22 protein-coding genes are annotated in these 19,318 nt (G+C 72.4%); 14 read left to right on the top strand and 8 right to left on the bottom strand.

Annotated elements, in window-relative coordinates; all coding sequences use genetic code 11:
- The first annotated feature begins 29 nt into the window (after nt 1-29).
- From dop to prcA, 5 genes are all read left to right on the top strand, one after another.
- Nucleotides 30-1,547, top strand: a complete 1,518-nt coding sequence (gene dop, locus AB0I41_RS20455) for a depupylase/deamidase Dop (RefSeq protein WP_357109688.1) — start codon at nt 30-32, stop codon at nt 1,545-1,547.
- A gap of 106 nt (nt 1,548-1,653) precedes the next feature.
- Complete coding sequence (locus AB0I41_RS20450) at nt 1,654-1,869, top strand: ubiquitin-like protein Pup (protein WP_074477166.1); 216 nt, start codon at nt 1,654-1,656, stop codon at nt 1,867-1,869.
- Nucleotides 1,870-1,874: 5 nt separating this feature from the next.
- Nucleotides 1,875-2,546 carry an endonuclease VII domain-containing protein gene (locus tag AB0I41_RS20445; protein ID WP_357109684.1) on the top strand — a complete coding sequence of 224 codons (672 nt, stop codon included), beginning with the start codon at nt 1,875-1,877 and terminating at the stop codon, nt 2,544-2,546.
- A complete protein-coding gene (gene prcB, locus AB0I41_RS20440) occupies nt 2,465-3,304 on the top strand; it encodes a proteasome subunit beta (RefSeq protein WP_357109681.1) in 840 nt (279 codons plus the stop codon). The genes AB0I41_RS20445 and prcB overlap by 82 nt, the downstream gene beginning before the upstream one ends.
- 61 nt (nt 3,305-3,365) lie before the next feature.
- The gene (prcA, locus tag AB0I41_RS20435) at nt 3,366-4,199 is read left to right on the top strand and encodes a proteasome subunit alpha (RefSeq protein WP_357109678.1); all 834 of its coding nucleotides are present in this window, start codon (nt 3,366-3,368) and stop codon (nt 4,197-4,199) included.
- Nucleotides 4,200-4,469: 270 nt separating this feature from the next.
- On the opposite strand, the gene AB0I41_RS20430 is transcribed toward prcA, so the two are convergent.
- The 6 genes from AB0I41_RS20430 to rfbB are packed head-to-tail and all read right to left on the bottom strand — an operon-like array spanning nt 4,470 to nt 9,764.
- Nucleotides 4,470-5,498: a glycosyltransferase family 2 protein gene (locus tag AB0I41_RS20430; RefSeq protein WP_357109676.1), complete on the bottom strand. Its 1,029-nt coding sequence runs from the start codon at nt 5,496-5,498 to the stop codon at nt 4,470-4,472.
- Complete coding sequence (locus AB0I41_RS20425; RefSeq protein ID WP_357109673.1) at nt 5,495-6,805, bottom strand: polysaccharide biosynthesis protein; 1,311 nt, start codon at nt 6,803-6,805, stop codon at nt 5,495-5,497. Before AB0I41_RS20425 ends, AB0I41_RS20430 begins: the two co-directional genes overlap by 4 nt.
- On the bottom strand, nt 6,802-7,503 hold the full coding sequence (locus AB0I41_RS20420; RefSeq protein ID WP_357109671.1) for a glycosyltransferase family 2 protein: 702 nt from the start codon (nt 7,501-7,503) through the stop codon (nt 6,802-6,804). The genes AB0I41_RS20425 and AB0I41_RS20420 overlap by 4 nt, the downstream gene beginning before the upstream one ends.
- Nucleotides 7,496-7,882: a DUF2304 domain-containing protein gene (locus tag AB0I41_RS20415; protein ID WP_357109668.1), complete on the bottom strand. Its 387-nt coding sequence runs from the start codon at nt 7,880-7,882 to the stop codon at nt 7,496-7,498. Before AB0I41_RS20415 ends, AB0I41_RS20420 begins: the two co-directional genes overlap by 8 nt.
- Nucleotides 7,879-8,766 (bottom strand): dTDP-4-dehydrorhamnose reductase, encoded by an 888-nt coding sequence (rfbD, locus tag AB0I41_RS20410; RefSeq protein ID WP_357109665.1) that lies wholly within the window; start codon nt 8,764-8,766, stop codon nt 7,879-7,881. The genes AB0I41_RS20415 and rfbD overlap by 4 nt, the downstream gene beginning before the upstream one ends.
- Entirely contained in the window at nt 8,763-9,764 is a 1,002-nt protein-coding gene (gene rfbB, locus AB0I41_RS20405) for a dTDP-glucose 4,6-dehydratase (RefSeq protein ID WP_357109662.1), read from the bottom strand. The genes rfbD and rfbB overlap by 4 nt, the downstream gene beginning before the upstream one ends.
- Nucleotides 9,765-9,852: 88 nt before the next feature.
- Here rfbB and rfbA point away from each other — a divergent pair, with 88 nt between their 5' ends.
- From rfbA to AB0I41_RS20385, 4 genes are all read left to right on the top strand, one after another.
- Complete coding sequence (gene rfbA / locus AB0I41_RS20400) at nt 9,853-10,740, top strand: glucose-1-phosphate thymidylyltransferase RfbA (RefSeq protein WP_357109659.1); 888 nt, start codon at nt 9,853-9,855, stop codon at nt 10,738-10,740.
- A 118-nt stretch (nt 10,741-10,858) separates the two neighbouring features.
- The gene (locus tag AB0I41_RS20395; protein WP_357109657.1) at nt 10,859-11,482 is read left to right on the top strand and encodes a dTDP-4-dehydrorhamnose 3,5-epimerase family protein; all 624 of its coding nucleotides are present in this window, start codon (nt 10,859-10,861) and stop codon (nt 11,480-11,482) included.
- Nucleotides 11,483-11,550: 68 nt separating this feature from the next.
- Nucleotides 11,551-12,909 carry a Pup--protein ligase gene (gene pafA, locus AB0I41_RS20390; protein ID WP_357109654.1) on the top strand — a complete coding sequence of 453 codons (1,359 nt, stop codon included), beginning with the start codon at nt 11,551-11,553 and terminating at the stop codon, nt 12,907-12,909.
- Nucleotides 12,910-12,969: 60 nt separating this feature from the next.
- Nucleotides 12,970-13,164, top strand: a complete 195-nt coding sequence (locus tag AB0I41_RS20385) for a hypothetical protein (protein WP_357109651.1) — start codon at nt 12,970-12,972, stop codon at nt 13,162-13,164.
- 28 nt (nt 13,165-13,192) lie between these two features.
- Here the strand turns inward: AB0I41_RS20385 and AB0I41_RS20380 are convergent, their stop codons facing one another.
- Both AB0I41_RS20380 and AB0I41_RS20375 read right to left on the bottom strand, forming a co-directional pair.
- The gene (locus AB0I41_RS20380) at nt 13,193-14,278 is read right to left on the bottom strand and encodes a DUF3866 family protein (protein ID WP_357109648.1); all 1,086 of its coding nucleotides are present in this window, start codon (nt 14,276-14,278) and stop codon (nt 13,193-13,195) included.
- 43 nt (nt 14,279-14,321) lie between these two features.
- Nucleotides 14,322-15,323 carry a cation diffusion facilitator family transporter gene (locus AB0I41_RS20375; RefSeq protein ID WP_357109645.1) on the bottom strand — a complete coding sequence of 334 codons (1,002 nt, stop codon included), beginning with the start codon at nt 15,321-15,323 and terminating at the stop codon, nt 14,322-14,324.
- Nucleotides 15,324-15,451: 128 nt separating this feature from the next.
- On the opposite strand from AB0I41_RS20375, the gene AB0I41_RS20370 reads away from it, so the two are divergent.
- From AB0I41_RS20370 to tatC, 5 genes are all read left to right on the top strand, one after another.
- Nucleotides 15,452-16,450 (top strand): WYL domain-containing protein, encoded by a 999-nt coding sequence (locus AB0I41_RS20370; RefSeq protein ID WP_357109642.1) that lies wholly within the window; start codon nt 15,452-15,454, stop codon nt 16,448-16,450.
- Nucleotides 16,447-17,472, top strand: coding sequence for a YafY family protein (locus AB0I41_RS20365; RefSeq protein ID WP_357109640.1), 1,026 nt, complete (start codon nt 16,447-16,449; stop codon nt 17,470-17,472). Before AB0I41_RS20370 ends, AB0I41_RS20365 begins: the two co-directional genes overlap by 4 nt.
- A gap of 10 nt (nt 17,473-17,482) precedes the next feature.
- Nucleotides 17,483-17,731, top strand: coding sequence for a hypothetical protein (locus tag AB0I41_RS20360; protein ID WP_357109638.1), 249 nt, complete (start codon nt 17,483-17,485; stop codon nt 17,729-17,731).
- Between the two features lie 213 nt (nt 17,732-17,944).
- On the top strand, nt 17,945-18,265 hold the full coding sequence (gene tatA / locus AB0I41_RS20355; RefSeq protein ID WP_357109635.1) for a Sec-independent protein translocase subunit TatA: 321 nt from the start codon (nt 17,945-17,947) through the stop codon (nt 18,263-18,265).
- Nucleotides 18,266-18,283: 18 nt separating this feature from the next.
- Nucleotides 18,284-19,237, top strand: coding sequence for a twin-arginine translocase subunit TatC (gene tatC / locus AB0I41_RS20350; RefSeq protein WP_357109632.1), 954 nt, complete (start codon nt 18,284-18,286; stop codon nt 19,235-19,237).
- The last annotated feature ends 81 nt before the right edge of the window (nt 19,238-19,318 follow it).

Here is a 19,318-nt window from a genome sequence, read left to right as displayed (position 1 = left end):
CGGGTGGGGCGAGCGGAGTGGGTAGGTCGATGAGCGTAAGACGGATCATGGGCACCGAGGTCGAGTACGGGATCTCCGTGCCCGGCCAGGCCGGAGCCAACCCGATGGTCACCTCCTCCCAGGTGGTCAACGCCTACGGGGCGCGCCCGGAACTCAACCGGGGCGGCCGGGCGCGGTGGGACTACGAAGAGGAGTCGCCACTGCGCGACGCCCGCGGCTTCACCTACTCCGGGGCCGCGTACGACCCCGCGGAGGCGCTCGCCGACGAGGACCTCGGCCTCGCCAACGTGATACTCACCAACGGCGCGCGGCTCTACGTCGACCACGCACACCCCGAGTACTCCACCCCCGAGGTCACCAACCCGCTGGACCTGGTGCGCTGGGACAAGGCGGGGGAGCGGGTGATGGCCGAGGCGGCCCGCCGTGCCGCCACCATCCCGGGCACCCACCCGATCCACCTCTACAAGAACAACACCGACAACAAGGGCGCCAGCTACGGCGCCCACGAGAACTACCTCATGCGCCGGCAGACGCCGTTCGCCGACATCGTGGCGTACCTGACGCCGTTCTTCGTCACCCGGCAGATCGTCTGCGGCGCCGGCCGGGTCGGCATCGGCCAGGACGGCGGCCAGAGCGGCTTCCAGATCTCCCAGCGGGCCGACTTCTTCGAGGTCGAGGTGGGCCTGGAGACCACCCTCAAGCGGCCCATCATCAACACCCGGGACGAGCCGCACGCCGACGCCGACAAGTACCGGCGGCTGCACGTCATCATCGGCGACGCCAACCTCTCGGAGATCTCCACCTACCTCAAGCTCGGCACCACCGCGCTGATCCTCACCATGATCGAGGAGAAGGCGCTCGGCGCCGACCTCGGCATCGCCGACCCGGTCAGCGAGCTGCGCGCGGTCAGCCACGACCCGGCCCTGAAGCACCTCATGCGGATGCGCGACGGCCGCCGGTTGACCGCGCTGGACGTCCAGTGGGCGTACCTGGAGCGGGTCCGGTCCTTTGTCGACGACCGGTACGGCGACGACGTCGACGAGCAGACCGCGGACGTGCTGGACCGGTGGGAGAGCGTGCTCGACCGGCTCGGCCGCGACGCGTTCCTCTGCGCCGACGAGCTGGACTGGGTGGCCAAGCTGCGGCTGCTGGAGGGCTACCGGGAGCGGGAGAAGCTCGGCTGGGGCTCGCACAAGCTTCAGCTGGTCGACCTGCAGTACTCCGACGTACGCCCGGAGAAGGGCCTCTACCACCGGCTGGTGTCCCGCGGGTCGATGAAGACGCTGCTCGACGACGAGCAGACCCGCACCGCGATGGTGGAGCCGCCGGAGGACACCCGGGCCTACTTCCGGGGCCGCTGCCTCGCCCAGTACGCCTCCGAGGTGGTTGCGGCCAGCTGGGACTCGGTCATCTTCGACGTCGGCCGGGAGTCGCTGGTCCGGGTGCCGATGATGGAGCCGGAGCGGGGCACCCGCCAGCACGTCGGCGCGCTGTTCGACCGGTGCGACACCGCCAAGGACCTGCTGGAGACGCTCACCGGCGGCTGACCGGCCGCCGACGTACGCCCGTCGGGTGCCGCGAGCCGGCGCGCGGCGGGCTTTTCGTCGCTCAGGCGAGGTAAGTTCATCGCAGACGATCGTGGAGGAGGCAGCCATGGCCACTCGTGACAGCGGCGGGCAGTCGCAGTCGGGCAAGGCCCGTCAGGGCGAGGAGATCGAGGACGTCACCACCGAGGCGAACCCGGAGGTGGCCGAGCGGCACGCCGAGATCACCGAGGACGTGGACGACCTGCTCGACGAGATCGACTCCGTCCTCGAGGAGAACGCAGAAGAATTCGTGAGGGGATATGTCCAGAAAGGGGGTCAATGAGGCATATGTCCGATTTGCCCAACGAATCGGACAAGCTGTGCCCGCAGTGCAAGCGGGCGCTGCCCCTCACCGACTTTCACCGTGACCACCGACGGGCGGACGGGCTCGCTTTCTACTGCAAGGCGTGCGCGAACGCCCGGTCGGAGGCGAGCCGCCGCAAGCGTGGTATCTCCCCGCAGCGAAAGTCGCCGACGCCGCCTGGCGAGGGTCTGAAGTGGTGCCCGGACTGCGAGCAGATCAAGCCGGTCGAGGATTTCCCCACCACCGCCAGCAAGGCCAGCGGCCGGCACAGCTACTGCAAACCCTGCCATAATGCCCGTGGCAAGGAGTCCGCGCAGCGGCTCTACGGCGGCAGCCGCGAGTACCACCTCCGCCGTCGCTATGGCATAGGAGAAAAGGAGTTCCAGGAGCTTCTGGCCGAACAGGGCGGCGTCTGCGCGATCTGTGGCGGCGCCGACCCGCAACACCTGGACCACGATCATCGCACCGGATGGGTGCGCGGGATACTCTGCTTCAACTGCAATGGTGGTCTTGGCCAGTTCCGTGACAGTCCCACGAGGCTGGCCAGGGCGATCACGTACCTGAGAGGAACCACGTGGCAGCGGGTTTTGATCCATCCGGGCGTCTACCAGATGTGTTCACCAACGCGGGGACGTCCTCCTTCACCTCGTTCCTGAGCAGGGTGGCCCCCGAGATGCTGCCCGGCCGACGGCCGCTGCCGCCGGGCATGGCCGCCGACATGGCGCCGCACGCGACGACCATCGTGGCCATCTCGGCCGCCGGTGGCGTGGTGATGGCCGGCGACCGGCGGGCCACCATGGGCAACCTGATCGCCCAGCGTGACATCGAGAAGGTGCACCCGGCCGACGCGTACTCGCTGGTCGGCATCGCGGGCACGGCCGGCATCGGCATCGAGCTGATGCGACTGTTCCAGGTGGAGCTGGAGCACTACGAGAAGATCGAGGGCGCGATGCTCTCGCTCGACGGCAAGGCCAACCGGCTCGCCTCGATGATCCGCGGCAACCTGGGCGCGGCCATGCAGGGGCTCGCGGTGGTCCCGCTGTTCGCCGGCTTCGACCTGGCCGGGAAGGACCCGGCGGCGGCCGGGCGGATCTTCAGCTTCGACGTCACCGGCGGCCCGTACGAGGAGACCGGCTACGACGCGATCGGCTCCGGCTCGCTCTTCGCGAAGTCCGCCCTGAAGAAGCGCTTCCGCGCCGGGATCTCCCTCGATGACGCGGCCCGTCTCGCCGTCGAGGCGCTCTACGACGCCGCGGACGACGACACCGCCACCGGCGGCCCGGACCTGACCCGTCGGATCTACCCGGTGGTGATGACGGCGACCGCCGAGGGCACCCACCGACTCACCGACTCCGAGACGGCGGCGATCGCCGAGGCGGTCGTGGCCGCCCGGATGGAGAACCCGGGCGGCTGAGGCCCGCCCCCACCTCACAGTCAGCAGTCGTCAGCACAGCGCCCGAAGGAGAACCGCCGCCGTGGCCATGCAGTTCTACGCCTCGCCCGAGCAGATCATGCGCGACCGCTCCGAGCTGGCCCGTAAGGGCGTGGCCCGGGGCCGCAGCGCGGTGGTCCTGAGCTACGAGGGCGGGGTGCTCTTCGTCGCGGAGAACCTCTCCAGCGCCCTGCACAAGGTCAGCGAGATCTACGACCGGATCGGCTTCGCCGCGGTCGGCCGTTACAACGAGTTCGAGAACCTGCGCCGGGCCGGGGTGCGGATGGCCGACCTGAACGGCCTGAGCTACGACCGGCGCGACGTCACCGGCCGGGCCCTGGCGAACGCGTTCGCGCAGACCCTGGGCGCCATCTTCACCGAGCAGTCCAAGCCGTTCGAGGTGGAGATCTGTGTCGCGCAGGTCGGCGCCACCGCCGAGGACGACGAGCTGTACCGGATCACCTACGACGGTTCGGTCAACGACGAGCCGGGCCGGATGGCGATGGGCGGTCAGGCCGAGGCGATCACCGGGGTGTTGAAGGCGCAGCACCGGCCGGAGATGTCGCTGAGCGAGGCGGTGCGGGTGGCCGTGCAGGCGCTGAGCAGCGTCGGCGGTGAGGGCGGCGCCTCCCGGACCATCGCCGCCAACCAGCTGGAGGTGGCGGTCCTGGACCGGCGCCGGGTGGGGCGTACGTTCCGGCGGGTCACCGGGGCGGCGCTGACCGCGCTGCTCGACGGCGACGCGGCGGGTGACGCCGCGCCGGCCGGCGGCCGGGCGAAGACGCCGACGGTGCCGACCGAGGAGGCGCACAAGCCGACCACCTCCGCCGGTTCGGCGGACCTGGAGGGTCGGTCGGAGGACACGCCGGAGGCGTAACGGTTCCTGGTTCGCGGGGGTCGGGGATCTTCCCCGGCCCCCGCGGCGTGTCCGGGCCGCCGAGCCGCATTCCAGCCGCCGCGTCGGCGGTACGCCCCGACGGCGGATTCGGCCCGCGCCGGTCAGGTCCGTCCCTCCGGTGCCGGCGTTGCCGCCTGCTCAGGACGTCTCGCGAGAAATGTCGCAGGTTGCGTCCGGGCCGGGCCGTCGGTGGCGCGGAGACGGCGGTGGCCGCCCGGCGGTGCCGGACGGCCACTCACCCGAATGCCGTCAGCGCTTGCGCAGCAGCGGCTTGGCCAGCGCCCAGTAGCCGGCGGCGACGGCGTTGAAGACGCCCATGCCGGGGGGCGAGTCGACGTTCGACGGGGCGACCCGGGCGGTCATCAGCTCGGCGATGATCCCGTCGGGCATGATCCGCTCGTCCTGGAGCTGCCGGCGGCGGGACGCCAGCCAGGCGCGGTTGGTCCAGAGCCAGCCCCAGCCGCGGAACTTCTGCCTGGTCCAGCCCCCGGCGAGCGCGGTGGCGAGCATGGCCGCCTCGGTCAGCAGCAGGACCGGCGCGAGCACCACCAGCGTCCGGGTCTCGTACGCGGTGAGCAGCGTGACCAGCCGGTTGCGCTCGACCAGGTAGAGCTTGAGGGCGTTGCGGGAGAACTCGTAGTGGTGCCGGACGACGGCGTCCGGGACGTACTCCAGCCGTAGCCCGCGCTGCCAGAGGCGCAGGCTGAGCTCGGTGTCCTCGTGGTAGGCGAAGTACTCGGCGGCGAACCCGTCCAGCTCCCGCCAGAGCGCCCGGTTGATCACGAAGCAGCAGCCGCTGAGCGACGGCACGGTGGTGCGTACGGCGTGGGCGCTGGCCGGCTCACCGTTGCCGCCGGCCCAGGACAGGCCGGTGAAGTGCAGCGGGTTGCCGGAGGTGTTGATCAGCTCCGGGTTGTCGGCGAGGCGGATGGAGGCCATCGCGGCGCCGACGCCCGGTTCGCCCGCGACGGCGACGGTCCTGGCGAGGGCGTCGGGGGCGACGATCGCGTCGGAGTTGACGAAGGCCAGCCACTCGCCGGTGGCCTCGGCGGCGCCGACGCGGCAGCCGCCGGAGTAGCCGGTGTTCTCCTCGGGGCGGATCACCCGGACGCCGGGGAAGCCCTTGACGACGTCGATGCCGTCGCCGGTGCAGCCGTTGTCGACCACGATCAGCTCGATCTCGACGTCGGTGCTGTCCAGCACGGCCCGGGCGGCGTCGACCAGGTACGGCTCGGCGCCGTAGGCCAGCATCACCGCGGTCACCTGCGGGCGGGTCATCGGATGCCTCCGGATACTCCGGTCGCCACGGCGTCGTCGAGGGACCGGGTCGGGGTGGGGGTGGGGGTGGAGCGGCGGCGCAGCAGCAGCGCCATGGCGGCGGCCACCACGACGGAGCCGACCGTGTAGGCCAGCTCGACGCGGAGCGCCACCGACGCCGGGGTGAGCGTCACCGCGACCAGGGCGGCCACGCCGACGATCCAGGCGAGGGCCTGGGCGCGGTGCCGGTCGAGGGCGAGCAGCGCCTGACCGAGGACCATCGCCCACAGGTAGGCGAGGGTGGCCACGGCCAGCCAGGCGAAGTCGCCGTGGCCGAGCACGTCGGCGGCGTCGAAGAGGGTGCCCACCAGCCAGGGGCCGAGGGCGATCGCGCCGATCGCGCCGAGGACGCCGAGCGCGGTGACGATGCCGAGCGCCCGGCGCAGCAGGCTGTGGAAGCCGCGCAGGTCGCCGGTGGTGGCGGAGGTGGCGAGGCCGGGCAGCAGCGACGCCTGCAGGGAGGCGAAGACGAACAGCGGGATGCGGACCAGCACCAGCGCGGAGAGCAGCGCCCCGGCGGTGGCGACGTCGGACGGGTCGAGCAGCCGCACGTTGATCACGCCGACGTTCACCACCACCTGGGAGAGCAGGCTGGAGACGGTGAGCAGGCCGAGGCCGCGCAGCAGGGCGCGCCAGGCGACCGGCACGCCGCCGCCGGCGACGCGCAGCACCGGCGGGAGGGTGAGCAGGACGCCGGCCAGCGGGGCGATCACCAGCACCAGCCCGTACCAGAGGGGTGAGGTGACGCCGGCGAGCCCGAGCAGGGCGACCATGGCGATCCGCAGTCCGCCGTCGATGCCGAGCTGGGTGCCGTACCAGGGGAACAGTTGCAGGCCGGAGAGGACGCCGCGGGTGGTGTAGGCGACGGCCATCGCGACGAGCGCGCCGATCAGCACGGTGACCATGGAGGCATCGCCGGCGAAGAGCCGGTCGGTGAGCGGCCCGTGCGCGGCGAGGATCACCACGACCATGACGGCGAGCACCCCGGCGGCGAGGACGGCGCCCCGGGCCAGCACGGGACCCGGCGGCAGCCCCTGGCTGCGGCGGCCGGCGACGACCCGGGCGACCTCCTGCTCGACCGGCATGAACACGCCGATGCCGAGGGTGAAGACGATCGACCAGAGCACCGACAGGGAGGAGTAGTCCGCCTCGGTGAGGCTGTGCCCGGCCACCGCGAGGTGGACGTAGGAGGCCAGCCCGAGCAGGGCCAGCCCGGCACCCACGGCGAGGGTGCCGGGCGGGACGAGGTGGAGCAGCCGCCGGATCACCGGCGGATGAGCGCCAGCGTGAGCACCGCGAACGCGCGACCCAGGTAGATCATCGCCTTGGCGGGGGAGTGGCTGGGGGTGCCGGCCATCCGCTTGCGCATGGCCACCGGCACCTGCCGGATCTGGTAGCCGCGCCGGGCGGTGTGCACCAGCGTCTCGACGGTGTCGCCGAGGTACTCGGCCGGGTACCAGCCGGCGAACATCTCGATGACCCGCCGGTTGGCGGCGCGGAATCCGGAGGTGGTGTCGGTGAGCTTGGTCTTGGCGACCTTGGAGAGCACGGCGGAGAGCATGACCATGGCCCAGCGGCGGGGGCCGCGGACGCTGTAGTCGCCCTCGCCGGCGAACCGGGCGCCGATGACCAGGTCGGTCTCGTCGAGCAGGTCGACCAGCTTCGGCACGTAGCGCGGGTCGTGCTGGCCGTCGGCGTCGATCTGGATGGCCACGTCGTAGTCGTTGTCCCGGGCATAGCGGTAGCCGAGCCGCATGGCCCCGCCGACGCCGAGGTTGTACGGCAGCTTGGCGACCCGGGCGCCGGCGGCGGCGGCCACCGCGGCGGTGCGGTCGGTGGAGCCGTCATCTACCACGAGCACGTCGACGCCGGGCAGTTCGCCGCGGACCTCGCCGACGACGTCGGCGATCGAGCCGGACTCGTTGAGCGCGGGGATGATGATCAGGACGCGCTTGCCGTTAACCATCGTGGGACACCAGTTCGTCTCGGGCTGATTCGGTGCGGGCCGCCCGGTCCGCGTCGACCTGGGTGCGGAGCAGGGCGAAGTCTTCGGCCAGGGTGCGGGTCTCCTCCTCCAGGGCGCTGACCTCCCAGCTCAGGTGCACGCACACCAGCAGCAGGAAGACGATGCCGAGGAAGAGCACGAGGCTGACACCGGAGACCACGCCGAAGAAACCGGCGACGTTGTCCAGCAGCCGGGGGAACAGGGACAGCGGAATGACGATCAGCAGGACGGCCAGCCAGAGCATGCCGTACTTCTCGCGGAGCTGCCGGCGGCGCAGCAACTCGACGATGGTGACCAGCAGGATCAGGCCGGTCAGACCGGTGACCAGGGTGAGCTTCATGCGACCTTCCACGGGGCGGGTGGAGTGGGGGAGTCGAAGGCGTCGGACAGCGTGTCACGCCAGTCCGGCAGCGGCGGGAGACCTGCGGTCGCCCAGCGGTCGTGCCCTAGCACACTGTACGCCGGTCGCGCGGCGGGACGCGGAAACCGGTCGCTGGTGGTGGGTCGGATCCGCTCCGGGTCCAACCCGGCCAGGGCGAAGGTGGCGCGGGCCAGGCCGCACCAGGTGGTCCGGCCGGAGCAGGTGCCGTGGTAGACGCCGGCGGGGGCCCGGTCGGCCAGCGCCGCGTCGGCCAGCGCCACCAGCTGGGTGGCCAGCGCGTACGACCAGGTGGGCTGGCCCTGCTGGTCGTCGACCACGTCGAGCTGCTCACGCTGCTCGGCGAGGCGGAGCATGGTGGCCACGAAATTCGGCCCGTGCGCGCCGTAGAGCCAGGCGGTGCGCACGATGTAGCCGGTTACGGGGAGAAATCGGACCACGGCCCGCTCCCCGGCCAGCTTGCTGCGGCCGTACGCGTTGACCGGGTCGGTCGGCGCGTCCTCGGCGTACGGGTGGTCCGCGTCGCCGGGGAAGACGTAGTCGGTGGAGACGTGCAGCAGGCGGGCGCCGGTGCCGGCGCAGGCCCGCGCGAGGTGCGCGACGCCGTCGCCGTTGATCGCGGTGGCGGCGGCCTCGTCCCGCTCCGCGCCGTCGACGTCGGTCCACGCGGCGGCGTTGAAGACCACGTCGTGCCCGGCGACGGCGGCGCGGACGGCCTCGGCGTCGGTGATGTCCAGTTCGGCGCGGGTGGCGGCGGTCACCGCCAGCTCCGGTCGGGTCGCCAGCACCGCCAGCAGATCCCGGCCGAGCATGCCCCCCGCGCCGGTGACGAGCACCCGGCTCATGCGCCCTTGGTCGCCTTCAGCGGCTCCCACCAGGCCCGGTTGTCCCGGTACCACTGCACGGTCTCGGCGAGGCCGCGGTCCAGGTCGATGCTCGGGGCGTACCCCAGCTCAGCGCTGATCTTGCTGATGTCCAGCGAGTAGCGGCGGTCGTGGCCCTTGCGGTCGGCGACCGGGACGACCCGGTCCCAGTCGGCGCCGCACGCCTCGAGCAGCCGGCCGGTGAGCTCCTTGTTGCTCAGCTCGGTGCCGCCGCCGATGTTGTAGACCTCGCCGGCGCGGCCCTTCTGCTGCACCAGGGCGATGCCCCGGCAGTGGTCGTGGACGTGCAGCCAGTCGCGGACGTTGCCGCCGTCGCCGTAGAGCGGGACGGTGCCGCCGTCGAGCAGGTTGGTCACGAACAGCGGGATGACCTTCTCGGGGAACTGGTACGGCCCGTAGTTGTTGGAGCAGCGGGTGACCACCACGTCCATGCCGTGGGTGCGGTGGTAGGCCAGCGCGAGCAGGTCGGAGCCGGCCTTGGAGGCCGAGTACGGGGAGTTCGGGGCCAGCGGCCAGGTCTCCGTCCAGGAGCCGGCGTCGATGGAGCCGTACACCTCGTCGGTGGAGACGTGCACGAAGCGGCCGGTGCCGTGCCGCAGCGCGGCGTCCAGCAGGGTCTGGGTGCCCAGCACGTTGGTGGTGACGAACGGCGCGGCGCCGGCGATCGAGCGGTCGACGTGCGACTCGGCCGCGAAGTGCACGATCACGTCGTGACCGGCGACGACCTCGTCGACCAGGGCGGGGTCGCAGATGTCGCCCCGCACGAAGCGCAGCCGGGCGTCCCCGCGGACCGGGGCGAGGTTGCCCAGGTTGCCGGAGTAGGTCAACTTGTCCAGCACGGTCACCGCGGCGGGCTCGACGGCGGGCACCCCGGCGGCGTCGCCGCCGGGCACGCCCAGCAGCATCCGTACGTACTCCGACCCGATGAATCCGGCTCCGCCGGTGACGAGAATCCTCACGGGTCCGGAAGTGTACGCGAAACGCCGGAGACCCCGGGGGACGGCGACCCCGGTGTCCGGTTCGCGCCGGTGCAGGTAGTCTCCCCGGGTGCGTGGAATCCTTCTCGCTGGTGGCACCGGGTCCCGGCTCTGGCCGATCACCCGGGCGGTCTCCAAGCAGCTGATGCCGATCTTCGACAAGCCGATGGTCTACTACCCGCTGTCGACGCTGGTGATGTCCGGGGTGCGGGAGATCCTGGTGATCACGACGCCGGAGGACCAGTCGCAGTTCGAGCGGCTGCTCGGTGACGGCAGCCAGTGGGGCCTGCGGCTGGAGTACGTCACCCAGGCCCGGCCGGAGGGCATCGCGCAGGCGTTCGTGCTCGGCGCGGACTTCATCGGCGAGGAGTCGGTGGCGCTGATCCTGGGCGACAACATCTTCCACGGCGCCGGCCTGGGCCGGCAGCTCGCCGCGCACGGCGACCCGGTCGGCGGGCGGGTGTTCGCGTACCCGGTGGCCAACCCGGAGGCGTACGGCGTGGTCGACTTCGACGACGAGGGCAAGGTGCTCTCGATCGAGGAGAAGCCGGAGAAGCCGAAGTCCCGGTACGCGGTGCCGGGGTTGTACTTCTATGACAGCCGGGTGGTCGGGATCGCCCGTGACCTCAAGCCCAGCGCCCGGGGCGAGCTGGAGATCACCGCGGTGAACGAGGCGTACCGGGAGGCCGGTGAGCTGTCGGTGACCGTGCTGGACCGGGGCACCGCCTGGCTGGACACCGGCACGTTCGCCTCGATGATGCAGGCCGGCGAGTTCGTCCGGGTGATCGAGGAGCGCCAGGGCATGAAGATCGGCTGCGTCGAGGAGGTGGCCTGGCGGGCCGGCCTGATCGACGACGACCAGCTGCGCGCGCTCGCCGAGCCGCTGACCAAGAGCGGCTACGGCGACTACCTGCTCGGCCTGCTGGTCGAGAAGCACGGCCAGTCGGTGGCTCGGTGAGCGCGAGGAGCGAGCCGGGTTTGCGAGCCCCGCAGCCGCGAACGAAAGGTGGCTCGGTGAGCGCGAGGAGTGAGCCGGGTTTGCGAGCCCCGCAGTCGCGAACGAAGGTGGCACCGTGATGAAGATCCGGCAGCTGAGCATCGAGGGCGCCTGGGAGATCAGCCCGCAGCAGCACGGCGACCCGCGCGGGCTGTTCATGGAGTGGTACCGCTTCGACAAGCTGGCCGAGGCGGTCGGCCACCCGCTGCGGCTGGCCCAGGCCAACCTGTCGGTCTCCGCGCGCGGCGTGGTGCGCGGGATCCACTTCGCCGACGTGCCGCCCGGCCAGGCCAAGTACATCACCTGCGTACGCGGCGCGGTGCTGGACGTGGTCGTGGACCTGCGGGTCGGCTCGCCGACGTTCGGCCGGTGGGAGGGCGTCCGGCTCGACGACGTCGACCGGCGCGCGGTCTACCTCAGCGAGGGGCTGGGGCACGGCTTCTGCGCGCTGACCGACGACGCGACGCTGAGCTACCTCTGCTCGACCACCTACAACCCGACCGGTGAGCACGCGGTGCATCCGCTCGACGCCGACCTGGCCATCGAGTGGCCGGCGGAGGCCCCGCAGCTGTCCGCCCGCGACGCCGCCGCGCCCACCCTGGCGCAGGCCCGCGAGTCCGGCCTGCTGCCCGGGTACGACGCCTGCCGGGCGTTCACGGCGAGCCTGGGGCCGGACGGAATGTCGTACTCGGACGGTATGTGATCGACCGGGGAGCACGACCTGTGCCGCGACAGTGACGAACGGGGCCTCCGGGCGGCTAATGTCACATCATGGAGCGGCGAATCTTCGGCCTCGAGACCGAGTACGGCGTCACCTGTACCTACCGCGGGCAGCGTCGGCTGTCCCCTGACGAGGTCGCCCGGTACCTCTTCCGCCGCGTCGTGTCGTGGGGCCGGTCGAGCAACGTGTTCCTGCGCAACGGGGCCCGGCTCTACCTGGACGTCGGCTCGCACCCGGAGTACGCCACGCCGGAGTGCGACTCGGTGGTGGACCTGGTGGCCCACGACCGGGCCGGCGAGCGGATCCTGGAGGGGCTGCTCGTTGACGCCGAGAAGCGGCTGCACGACGAGGGCATCGCCGGTGAGATCTACCTGTTCAAGAACAACACCGACTCGGCCGGCAACTCGTACGGCTGCCACGAGAACTACCTGGTCTCCCGGCACGGGGAGTTCGGCCGGCTGGCCGACGTGCTCATCCCGTTCCTGGTCACCCGGCAGTTGATCTGCGGCGCCGGGAAGGTGCTGCAGACCCCGCGCGGGGCGGTGTACTGCCTGTCCCAGCGGGCGGAGCACATCTGGGAGGGGGTCTCCTCGGCGACCACCCGCAGCCGTCCGATCATCAACACCCGGGACGAGCCGCACGCCGACGCAGAGCGGTACCGCCGGCTGCACGTGATCGTCGGTGACTCGAACATGAACGAGGTCACCACGCTGCTCAAGGTCGGCAGCGCCGACATCGTGCTGCGGATGATCGAGGCCGGGGTGGTGATGCGTGATCTGACCCTGGAGAACCCGATCCGGGCGATCCGGGAGGTGTCGCACGACATCACCGGCCGGCGCAAGGTGCGGCTGGCCTCCGGCAAGGAGGTCAGCGCGCTGGAGATCCAGCAGGAATACCTGGCCAAGGCGACCGAGTTCGTGGAGCGCCGGGGCGGCGACCAGACCGCCAAGCGGGTGGTGGAGCTGTGGGGTCGGGTGCTGGGCGCGGTGGAGAGCGGCGACCTGGACCCGGTGGCCCGCGAGATCGACTGGGTGACCAAGTTGCGGCTGATCGAGCGCTACCAGCGCAAGCACGACCTGCCGCTGTCGCATCCCCGGGTGGCCCAGATGGACCTGGCCTACCACGACCTGCGCCGCGGCCGTGGCCTCTACGGGCTGCTGGAGCGGCGTGGGCAGGTCGACCGGGTGGCCACCGACCCGGAGATCTTCGAGGCCAAGGAGACCCCGCCGCAGACCACCCGGGCCCGGCTGCGCGGCGAGTTCATCCGGCACGCCCAGGAGAAGCGGCGCGACTTCACGGTCGACTGGGTGCACCTGAAGCTCAACGACCAGGCGCAGCGCACCGTGCTCTGCAAGGACCCGTTCCGCGCGTACGACGAGCGGGTGGAACGCCTCATCGCGAGCATGTGAGGTACGTCGGCGGCCGGTGCCGGGCACCGGCCGCCGACGCACCGGTACGCTGGCGTCGCGATGAACACTTCCTCACCCTCCGACCGCGACCGCGGCGCCGAGAAGCTGAACTGGGTCGAACGCCGTCGGGAGAAGATCCGCGCCGAGATCGAGCGCAACCGCCGTGGCGAGTACACCGTGCCGACCTGGGTGCTCGCGGTCGCGCTGGTCGTCATCGTCGGCGGCTGGCTGGCCCTGATCTTTTTCGGCGGCTGATCTTCCTCGGCGGCTGGACTCGCGGCGGTCAGGCCACCAGCCGCGCCGCGTGCCGCCCGGCCGCGGCCGCCGCCAGGAAGTAGGCGTGGTCGGCGTCCAGCCCCCGTCCCATGGTGGACAGCGTCACCGGCAGGGCGCGCAGCGCCGCGTCCAGGCCGTCGGTGGGCACCCGGACGAGCGTGTGCCGCCCCGCGAGGGGGGCCAGCGCGGCGTCCACCGCCGCGGCCAGCGTCGGCGCCAGGCCCTCCGGCACCACCAGTTCGGCCGGGGCGAGGGCCACCCGTCCGTACGCGGTGAGGCTGTGGTGGGAGACGCCGCGGTGCCGGGGGCGCGGATCGGCGTCGGAGATCCGCAGCGAGCCGACCGGTCGGCCGCCGAGGGTGGCGACGGCGTTGACCGCCTCGCCGACGGCGACTCCGGAGAAACCCCAGGTGCTCCCGGTGCCCAGGTTGCCCGGCCCCTGGGCGACGATCGCCACGTCGGCGCGCAGCACGTGCCGGGCGGCCAGCAGGCCGCTGTGCAGGGTGGTGGCCTCCAGGTCGCCGCCGAACGCCTGCCCGACGCTGACCGTGCCCACCAGTTGCCCGCGCAGCCCGTCGAGGGTGCGGGAGAACCAGGCGGGCAGCGCGCCGCCGTCGGTGAGCAGGTACGCCACCCGGGCGTCGGGCGCGTCGGCGCGCACGCCGGCCAGGATCGCCGGCAGCGCCGAGTGCAGGTCGGCGGTGACCACGGGCAGACCGTCCAGGCTGTCCGCGCCGGCCAGCAGCTCGTGGTGCGGGGACGCCTCCTCGTCCACCCCCAGCATGATCGCCTGCAACGGGGTGTAGCGGGCCTTGACCAGGTGGCCGGCGTCGCGGGTGTCAGCGGCCTGCGGTGGATCCGGCGGCAGCCGGTCGGGCAGCGCCACGACCAGGGCGTAGCCGCCGGTGCCGAGCCCCATCAGCAGGGCGCCCGCGTTGAGCAGCACCCGGTCGCCGGGCGCCGGGTCGCCGACGAGGGCGGGGTAGGCCAGGGCCCGCAGGGTGGCGCCGTCGGGCAGGTCGACGTCGAGTTCCACCGCGCCGGCCCACCGCCGTCGTACCGCCGTCACCGTTCCCGACCGCCATCGCACCATGCCGGGCACGCTATCCGCGCCCGGCGCCGCCGCCGCGTCCGGGTCAGGGCGTGCCCGGACCGGCGGACGGCTCGCCGTCCTGGTGCTGGGTACGCCGGGCGCGCCGCCCGTTGCTGCCGGGCATCGAGCGGGTCGGGTCGAGGAAGACGAACCCGATCTCCGGGTAGCGGGTGGTGAGCCGGCGCTCGGCCTCGTCGGCGGTGGCCTCGATGTCGGCGCCGGTGGCGTCGTCGTAGAAGTCGACCTTGGCGGCGACCAGGATCTCGTCCGGGCCCAGCTGCATGGTCAGCAGGGTGTCGACCCGGTGCACGGTCTCCAGGCCGGCGAGTTCCCATTCGATCTCGCGGTGCAGCCGCTCCGGCACCGCGCGCCCGACCAGCAGCGACAGGTTGCTCTGGGCGAGGGTGACCGCCACCGCGAGCAGCAGCAGGCCGATCGCGATCGAGGCGAGACCGTCCCACAGCTCGCTGCCGGTGAGGTGGGACAGGCCGACCCCGACGGCGGCGATCAGCAGGCCGACGAGGGCGGCGCTGTCCTCCAGGAACACCGCCTTGACGGTGGTGTCGGCGGTCAGCCGCAGGAACCGGTGCGGGGTGGTCCGCCAGCGGCGCGACTCGTTGCGCACCTGGCGCACGGCCCGGGCCAGTGAGACCGACTCGATGGCGAAGGAGACCACCAGCACCACGTAGGAGGCGAGGTAGTGCCCGCTGTGCTGGTGCACCAGGATGGTGGTCACGCCGTGGGTGATGGCGAAGCCCGCCCCGGCGACGAAGGTGAACAGCGCGGCGAGGAACGCCCAGACGTAGCTCTCCTTGCCGTACCCGAAGGGGTGCCGAATGTCGGCGGGCCGCGCGCCACGGCGCAGCGCCAGGTAAAGCAGCACCTCGGTGGTGGTGTCGGCGACCGAGTGGGCGGCCTCGGAGAGCATCGCCGCGGAGCCGGAGATCAACCCGGCGACCAGCTTGGCCACGGCGATGGCGAGGTTCGCCGCGCCCGCCACCACGACGGTGCCGATGCTCTCGGACCTGGCTTCGCCTTCCGACATGGGCCTCACCCTAAGTCCGGCGGGCCGCCGCCGCCGGGGGTCGGCGTACGACGGTGCGTGGCCGGTGTGCCGCACGCCGCGCCCGCGCGGGTGCACGGGCGTGGCGTGCGGGCTGCTAGCGTTCACACGTGTCGCGGAGCCGTACCGAACGCCTGGTCAACCTGGTGATCTGTCTTCTGTCCACGCGACGGTTCCTGACCGCCGCGCAGATCGCCGCGACCGTGCCCGGTTACGAGCACGATCCGGACGACGCGAAGGAGCACGAGGCGTTCCAGCGCAAGTTCGAGCGGGACAAGGCCGAGCTGCGTGAGCTGGGGGTGCCGCTGGAGACCGGCACGGCCAGCATCTTCGACGCCGAGCCCGGCTACCGGATCGCCCACCGGGAGTACGCGCTGCCGGAGATCCCCCTGGAACCGGACGAGGCCGCCGCGGTGGGCATCGCCGCGCGGCTCTGGCAGCACGCCGGGCTGGCCGCCGCCGCCTCCTCGGGGCTGGCGAAGCTGCGTGCGGCCGGTGTCGACGTGGACCCGCAGGCCACCCTGGGCCTGGAGCCGATGGTCACGGTCGATCCGGCGTTCGCGCCGCTGACCGCCGCCGCGCGGGACCGGCGCGAGGTGGGCTTCGACTACCGGGTGCCCGACCGGGACGCGCCGACCCGCCGCCGGTTGCAGCCGTGGGGCGTGGTCTGCTGGCGCGGCCGGTGGTACGTGGTCGGCCACGACCTGGACCGGGACGCCACCCGCTGCTTCCGGCTGTCCCGGGTGGTGGGCGGGGTCCGGGTGACCGGCGAGCCGGGCGGGTACGAGCCGCCGGCCGGGGTCGACCTGATCAGCCACGTGGCCCGCTGGTCCGGGCCGGTCGAGCGCACCGGCCGGGCCACCGTGCTGGCCGCCCCGGGCCGCGCCGCCGGCCTGCGGCGCTGGGCCGTGCAGACCCTGCCGGGTCCCGACGGCGACCGGCTGGTCCTGCCGTACGCCGATCCGGACTCCCTCGCCGGCCAGCTCGTCGGGTACGGCCCGGACGTGCGGGTGCTGGAACCGCCGGAGGTGCGCGACGCGGTGATCCAACGGCTCAAGGAGATTGCCGTCCGGCAGGACGACCTGGCCGTGGCCGGGGGTCGCCGGTGACCCGGCCGGCCGCCCGGGGCGGCTCCCGCACCTCGGCCGACCGGCTGGCCCGGCTGCTCAACCTGGTGCCCTACCTGCTGGCCCGCCCCGGCATCGAGATCGCCGAGGCGGCCGGTGACCTGGGTGTCACCGAGCGGCAGCTGCGCGAGGACCTGGAGCTGCTCTGGGTCTGCGGGCTGCCCGGGTACGGCCCGGGTGACCTGATCGACATGGCCTTCGACGGCGACCGGGTGACCATCACCTACGACGCCGGCATCGACCGGCCGCTGCGGCTCACCCCCGACGAGGCGCTCGCCCTGGTGGTGGCCCTGCGGATGCTCGCGGAGACGCCGGGGGTGGCCAACCGGGAGGCGGTGGAGCGGGCCCTGGCGAAGATCGAGAATGCGGCCGGTGACCTGGTCGGCGCGCCGGTGGCGGTGCGGCTGCCCGGCGACACCCAACGGGTGGAGGCGCTGCGGTCGGCGGTGGAGGGCGGCCGGGCGTTGCGGATCACTTACTACACGGCGGCCCGGGACGAGACCACCGAGCGCACCATCGACCCGCTGCGGATGCTGATGGTCGGCGGCCGGGCGTACGTGGAGGCGTGGTGCCGCCGGGCCGAGGCGGTCCGGCTGTTCCGGGCCGACCGGATCGACGCGGTCGCCGAGTTGGACGAGCCGGCCGTGGTGCCGCCGCAGGCCCGCCCGCAGGACCTGACCGGCGGGGTGTTCCGCCCCTCGCCGGACCTGCCGCTGATCACCCTGCGCATCGGCCGGGGGGAGCGGTGGATCACCGAGTACTACCCGTGCGAGCGGGTGGAGGCCGGCGACGGCGACCAGTGGCTGGTCTCGCTGCGGGTGACCGACCTGGGCTGGGCCCGCCGGTTCGTGCTCGGGCTCGGGCCGGACGTCACCGTGGTCGCCCCGGCCGCACTGGCCGACCAGGTGCGCGCCCAGGCGCTCGCCGCGCTGGAGGCGTACGGGACGCCGGTGGGCGGCGCGGCGCCGTCGGCCGACCCGGCGGTGGGGGCCGTCACCCAGTAGGCTGACCGCCGTGGTGAAGTGGATCGTTCTCGCGGTGGTGCTGTTCGCGCTCGTCGTGCTGGCCCTGGCGGTCCGGCCGGTGCTGGCGCGGCTGCCCCGGCTGCGCCGGGCGGCGGTGGCCCTGCAGCAACGCCAGGCCGGCGCGGAGGCGCTGCGCGAGGCCGCCGAGGCGCTCTCCGAGCGGGCCGAGACGCTCCAGCGGCAGGTCGAGACGACCCAACAGCGCGTGGAACTGATCAAGGCCAAGCGGGGTAAGTGATCGACATCGGTCGGTGAACCGCGCGCCGGCTGCGCGATGCGCGGCCCTTTCGCGCACGGATGAACGCCCATAGGTGGTTGACGGGACACGCGGGGGTGGTCAAGACTTCACCGGCCGGACGCGTCAGCAGCGGCCCGGCGGGTGGCAACGGCTCTCGGCGCACGTACGATGGGCTGCGACACACCTTTCGACACAGAGCGACTGGAGCTTCCCATGGGTGCCCTCAAGCCGTGGCACATCGCCGTACTCGTGGTCGTGCTGATCCTGCTCTTCGGCGCGAAGCGGCTCCCCGACGCGGCCCGCTCGCTGGGCCGCTCGCTGCGGATCATCAAGGCGGAGACCAAGAGTCTGCACGACGACGACCGCGACCTGGCCGAGAAGGCCGACGCGCAGGCCGGCTTCCAGCCGCTGCCGCCGCACGCGGGCCAGCAGCCCTACGCCCAGCCGCAGCAGCAGCAGTACGCCCCGCAGCAGGCTCCGCAGCAGCCGGTCGCCCCGCCGGTCGACCCGGTGCAGCGCGTCCGCGAGAACTGATCGAGGGGCCCGACCACCGTGGCCTTCGCGCTTCGCAAGCGCGGCCCGAGCGAGTTCCAACGGGCCGCCGACGGCTCCATGACGCTCATGGAGCACATCCGTGAGCTGCGCAACCGTCTCTTCCGCGCCTCGCTGGCGATCATGGTCGGCTTCGGCTTCGGCATCTGGCTGGCCACGCCGGTCCGGATTCTGCTCTCCGAGCCCTACTGCAACCTGCCGCAGGCGAGGGATCCGGAAACCGGCCTGTGCAAGTTCGTCCAGCTCGGTGTGGCGGACGTCTTCCTGCTCAACCTGAAGATCGGTCTCTGGGTCGGGTTGATCATCGCGGCGCCGGTCTGGCTCTACCAGCTCTGGGCGTTCATCGCGCCGGGCCTGCACCGGCACGAGCGGCGGTACGCGTACGTCTTCACGGCGCTGGCCGCGCCGCTGTTCGCGGCCGGCGCGGTGCTGGCGTTCTTCGTCACCACCAAGGGGCTCGAGTTCCTGCTCAACATCTCGGGCGGCGACATCGCGACCACCCTCGAGGTGACCCGCTACATCTCCTTCGTCACCAACCTGATCCTGCTGTTCGGGGTGGCGTTCGAGTTCCCGTTGATCGTGCTGATGCTCAACTTCGTCGGCCTGGCCAGCGCGCGGAAGTTGCTGAGCTGGTGGCGGGTGGCGGTCTTCGTGTTCTTCGCCTTCTCGGCGGTGGTCACGCCGACCCCCGACCCGTTCGGGATGACCGCGTTGGCGATCTGCCTCTGCGCGCTCTACTTCGCCGCGGTCGGGGTGGCCTTCCTCAACGACAAGCGCCGCGGCCGGGGTAAGGAGATCTACTCCGACCTCAGCGACGACGAGGTGTCGCCGCTGCAACTGGACGACGAGCCGGTCGAGGCGTCCCCACGGGTCGACTTCTCCGGACCGGTCGACGGGCCGGCGCCGGTCGCCGCGCCCGCGCCGATCGACCGCCGCTACGACGACATGACCTGACGGCGTCCGCGCCGCTGGGTTACGACGACGCCGCCCCCCGCCCGGGGGCGGCGTCTCGGCCATGATCGTCTGACGTTTTCC

Source organism: Micromonospora sp. NPDC050200 (genome assembly GCF_040656135.1).
Taxonomy (GTDB): Bacteria; Actinomycetota; Actinomycetes; order Mycobacteriales; family Micromonosporaceae; genus Micromonospora.
This window is presented reverse-complemented; position numbering and strand designations above follow the sequence as displayed.

What these genes read in the sequence shown, in the direction of transcription:
- dop (WP_357109688.1), top strand. Translation starts at nt 30, where the DNA reads ATGAGCGTAAGACGGATCATGGGCACCGAGGTCGAGTACGGGATCTCC.
- AB0I41_RS20450 (WP_074477166.1), top strand. Translation starts at nt 1,654, where the DNA reads ATGGCCACTCGTGACAGCGGCGGGCAGTCGCAGTCGGGCAAGGCCCGT.
- AB0I41_RS20445 (WP_357109684.1), top strand. Translation starts at nt 1,875, where the DNA reads ATGTCCGATTTGCCCAACGAATCGGACAAGCTGTGCCCGCAGTGCAAG.
- AB0I41_RS20430 (WP_357109676.1), bottom strand. Translation starts at nt 5,498, where the DNA reads ATGACCCGCCCGCAGGTGACCGCGGTGATGCTGGCCTACGGCGCCGAG.
- AB0I41_RS20420 (WP_357109671.1), bottom strand. Translation starts at nt 7,503, where the DNA reads ATGGTTAACGGCAAGCGCGTCCTGATCATCATCCCCGCGCTCAACGAG.
- AB0I41_RS20415 (WP_357109668.1), bottom strand. Translation starts at nt 7,882, where the DNA reads ATGAAGCTCACCCTGGTCACCGGTCTGACCGGCCTGATCCTGCTGGTC.
- rfbD (WP_357109665.1), bottom strand. Translation starts at nt 8,766, where the DNA reads ATGAGCCGGGTGCTCGTCACCGGCGCGGGGGGCATGCTCGGCCGGGAT.
- AB0I41_RS20395 (WP_357109657.1), top strand. Translation starts at nt 10,859, where the DNA reads ATGAAGATCCGGCAGCTGAGCATCGAGGGCGCCTGGGAGATCAGCCCG.
- pafA (WP_357109654.1), top strand. Translation starts at nt 11,551, where the DNA reads ATGGAGCGGCGAATCTTCGGCCTCGAGACCGAGTACGGCGTCACCTGT.
- AB0I41_RS20385 (WP_357109651.1), top strand. Translation starts at nt 12,970, where the DNA reads ATGAACACTTCCTCACCCTCCGACCGCGACCGCGGCGCCGAGAAGCTG.
- AB0I41_RS20380 (WP_357109648.1), bottom strand. Translation starts at nt 14,278, where the DNA reads ATGGTGCGATGGCGGTCGGGAACGGTGACGGCGGTACGACGGCGGTGG.
- AB0I41_RS20375 (WP_357109645.1), bottom strand. Translation starts at nt 15,323, where the DNA reads ATGTCGGAAGGCGAAGCCAGGTCCGAGAGCATCGGCACCGTCGTGGTG.
- tatA (WP_357109635.1), top strand. Translation starts at nt 17,945, where the DNA reads ATGGGTGCCCTCAAGCCGTGGCACATCGCCGTACTCGTGGTCGTGCTG.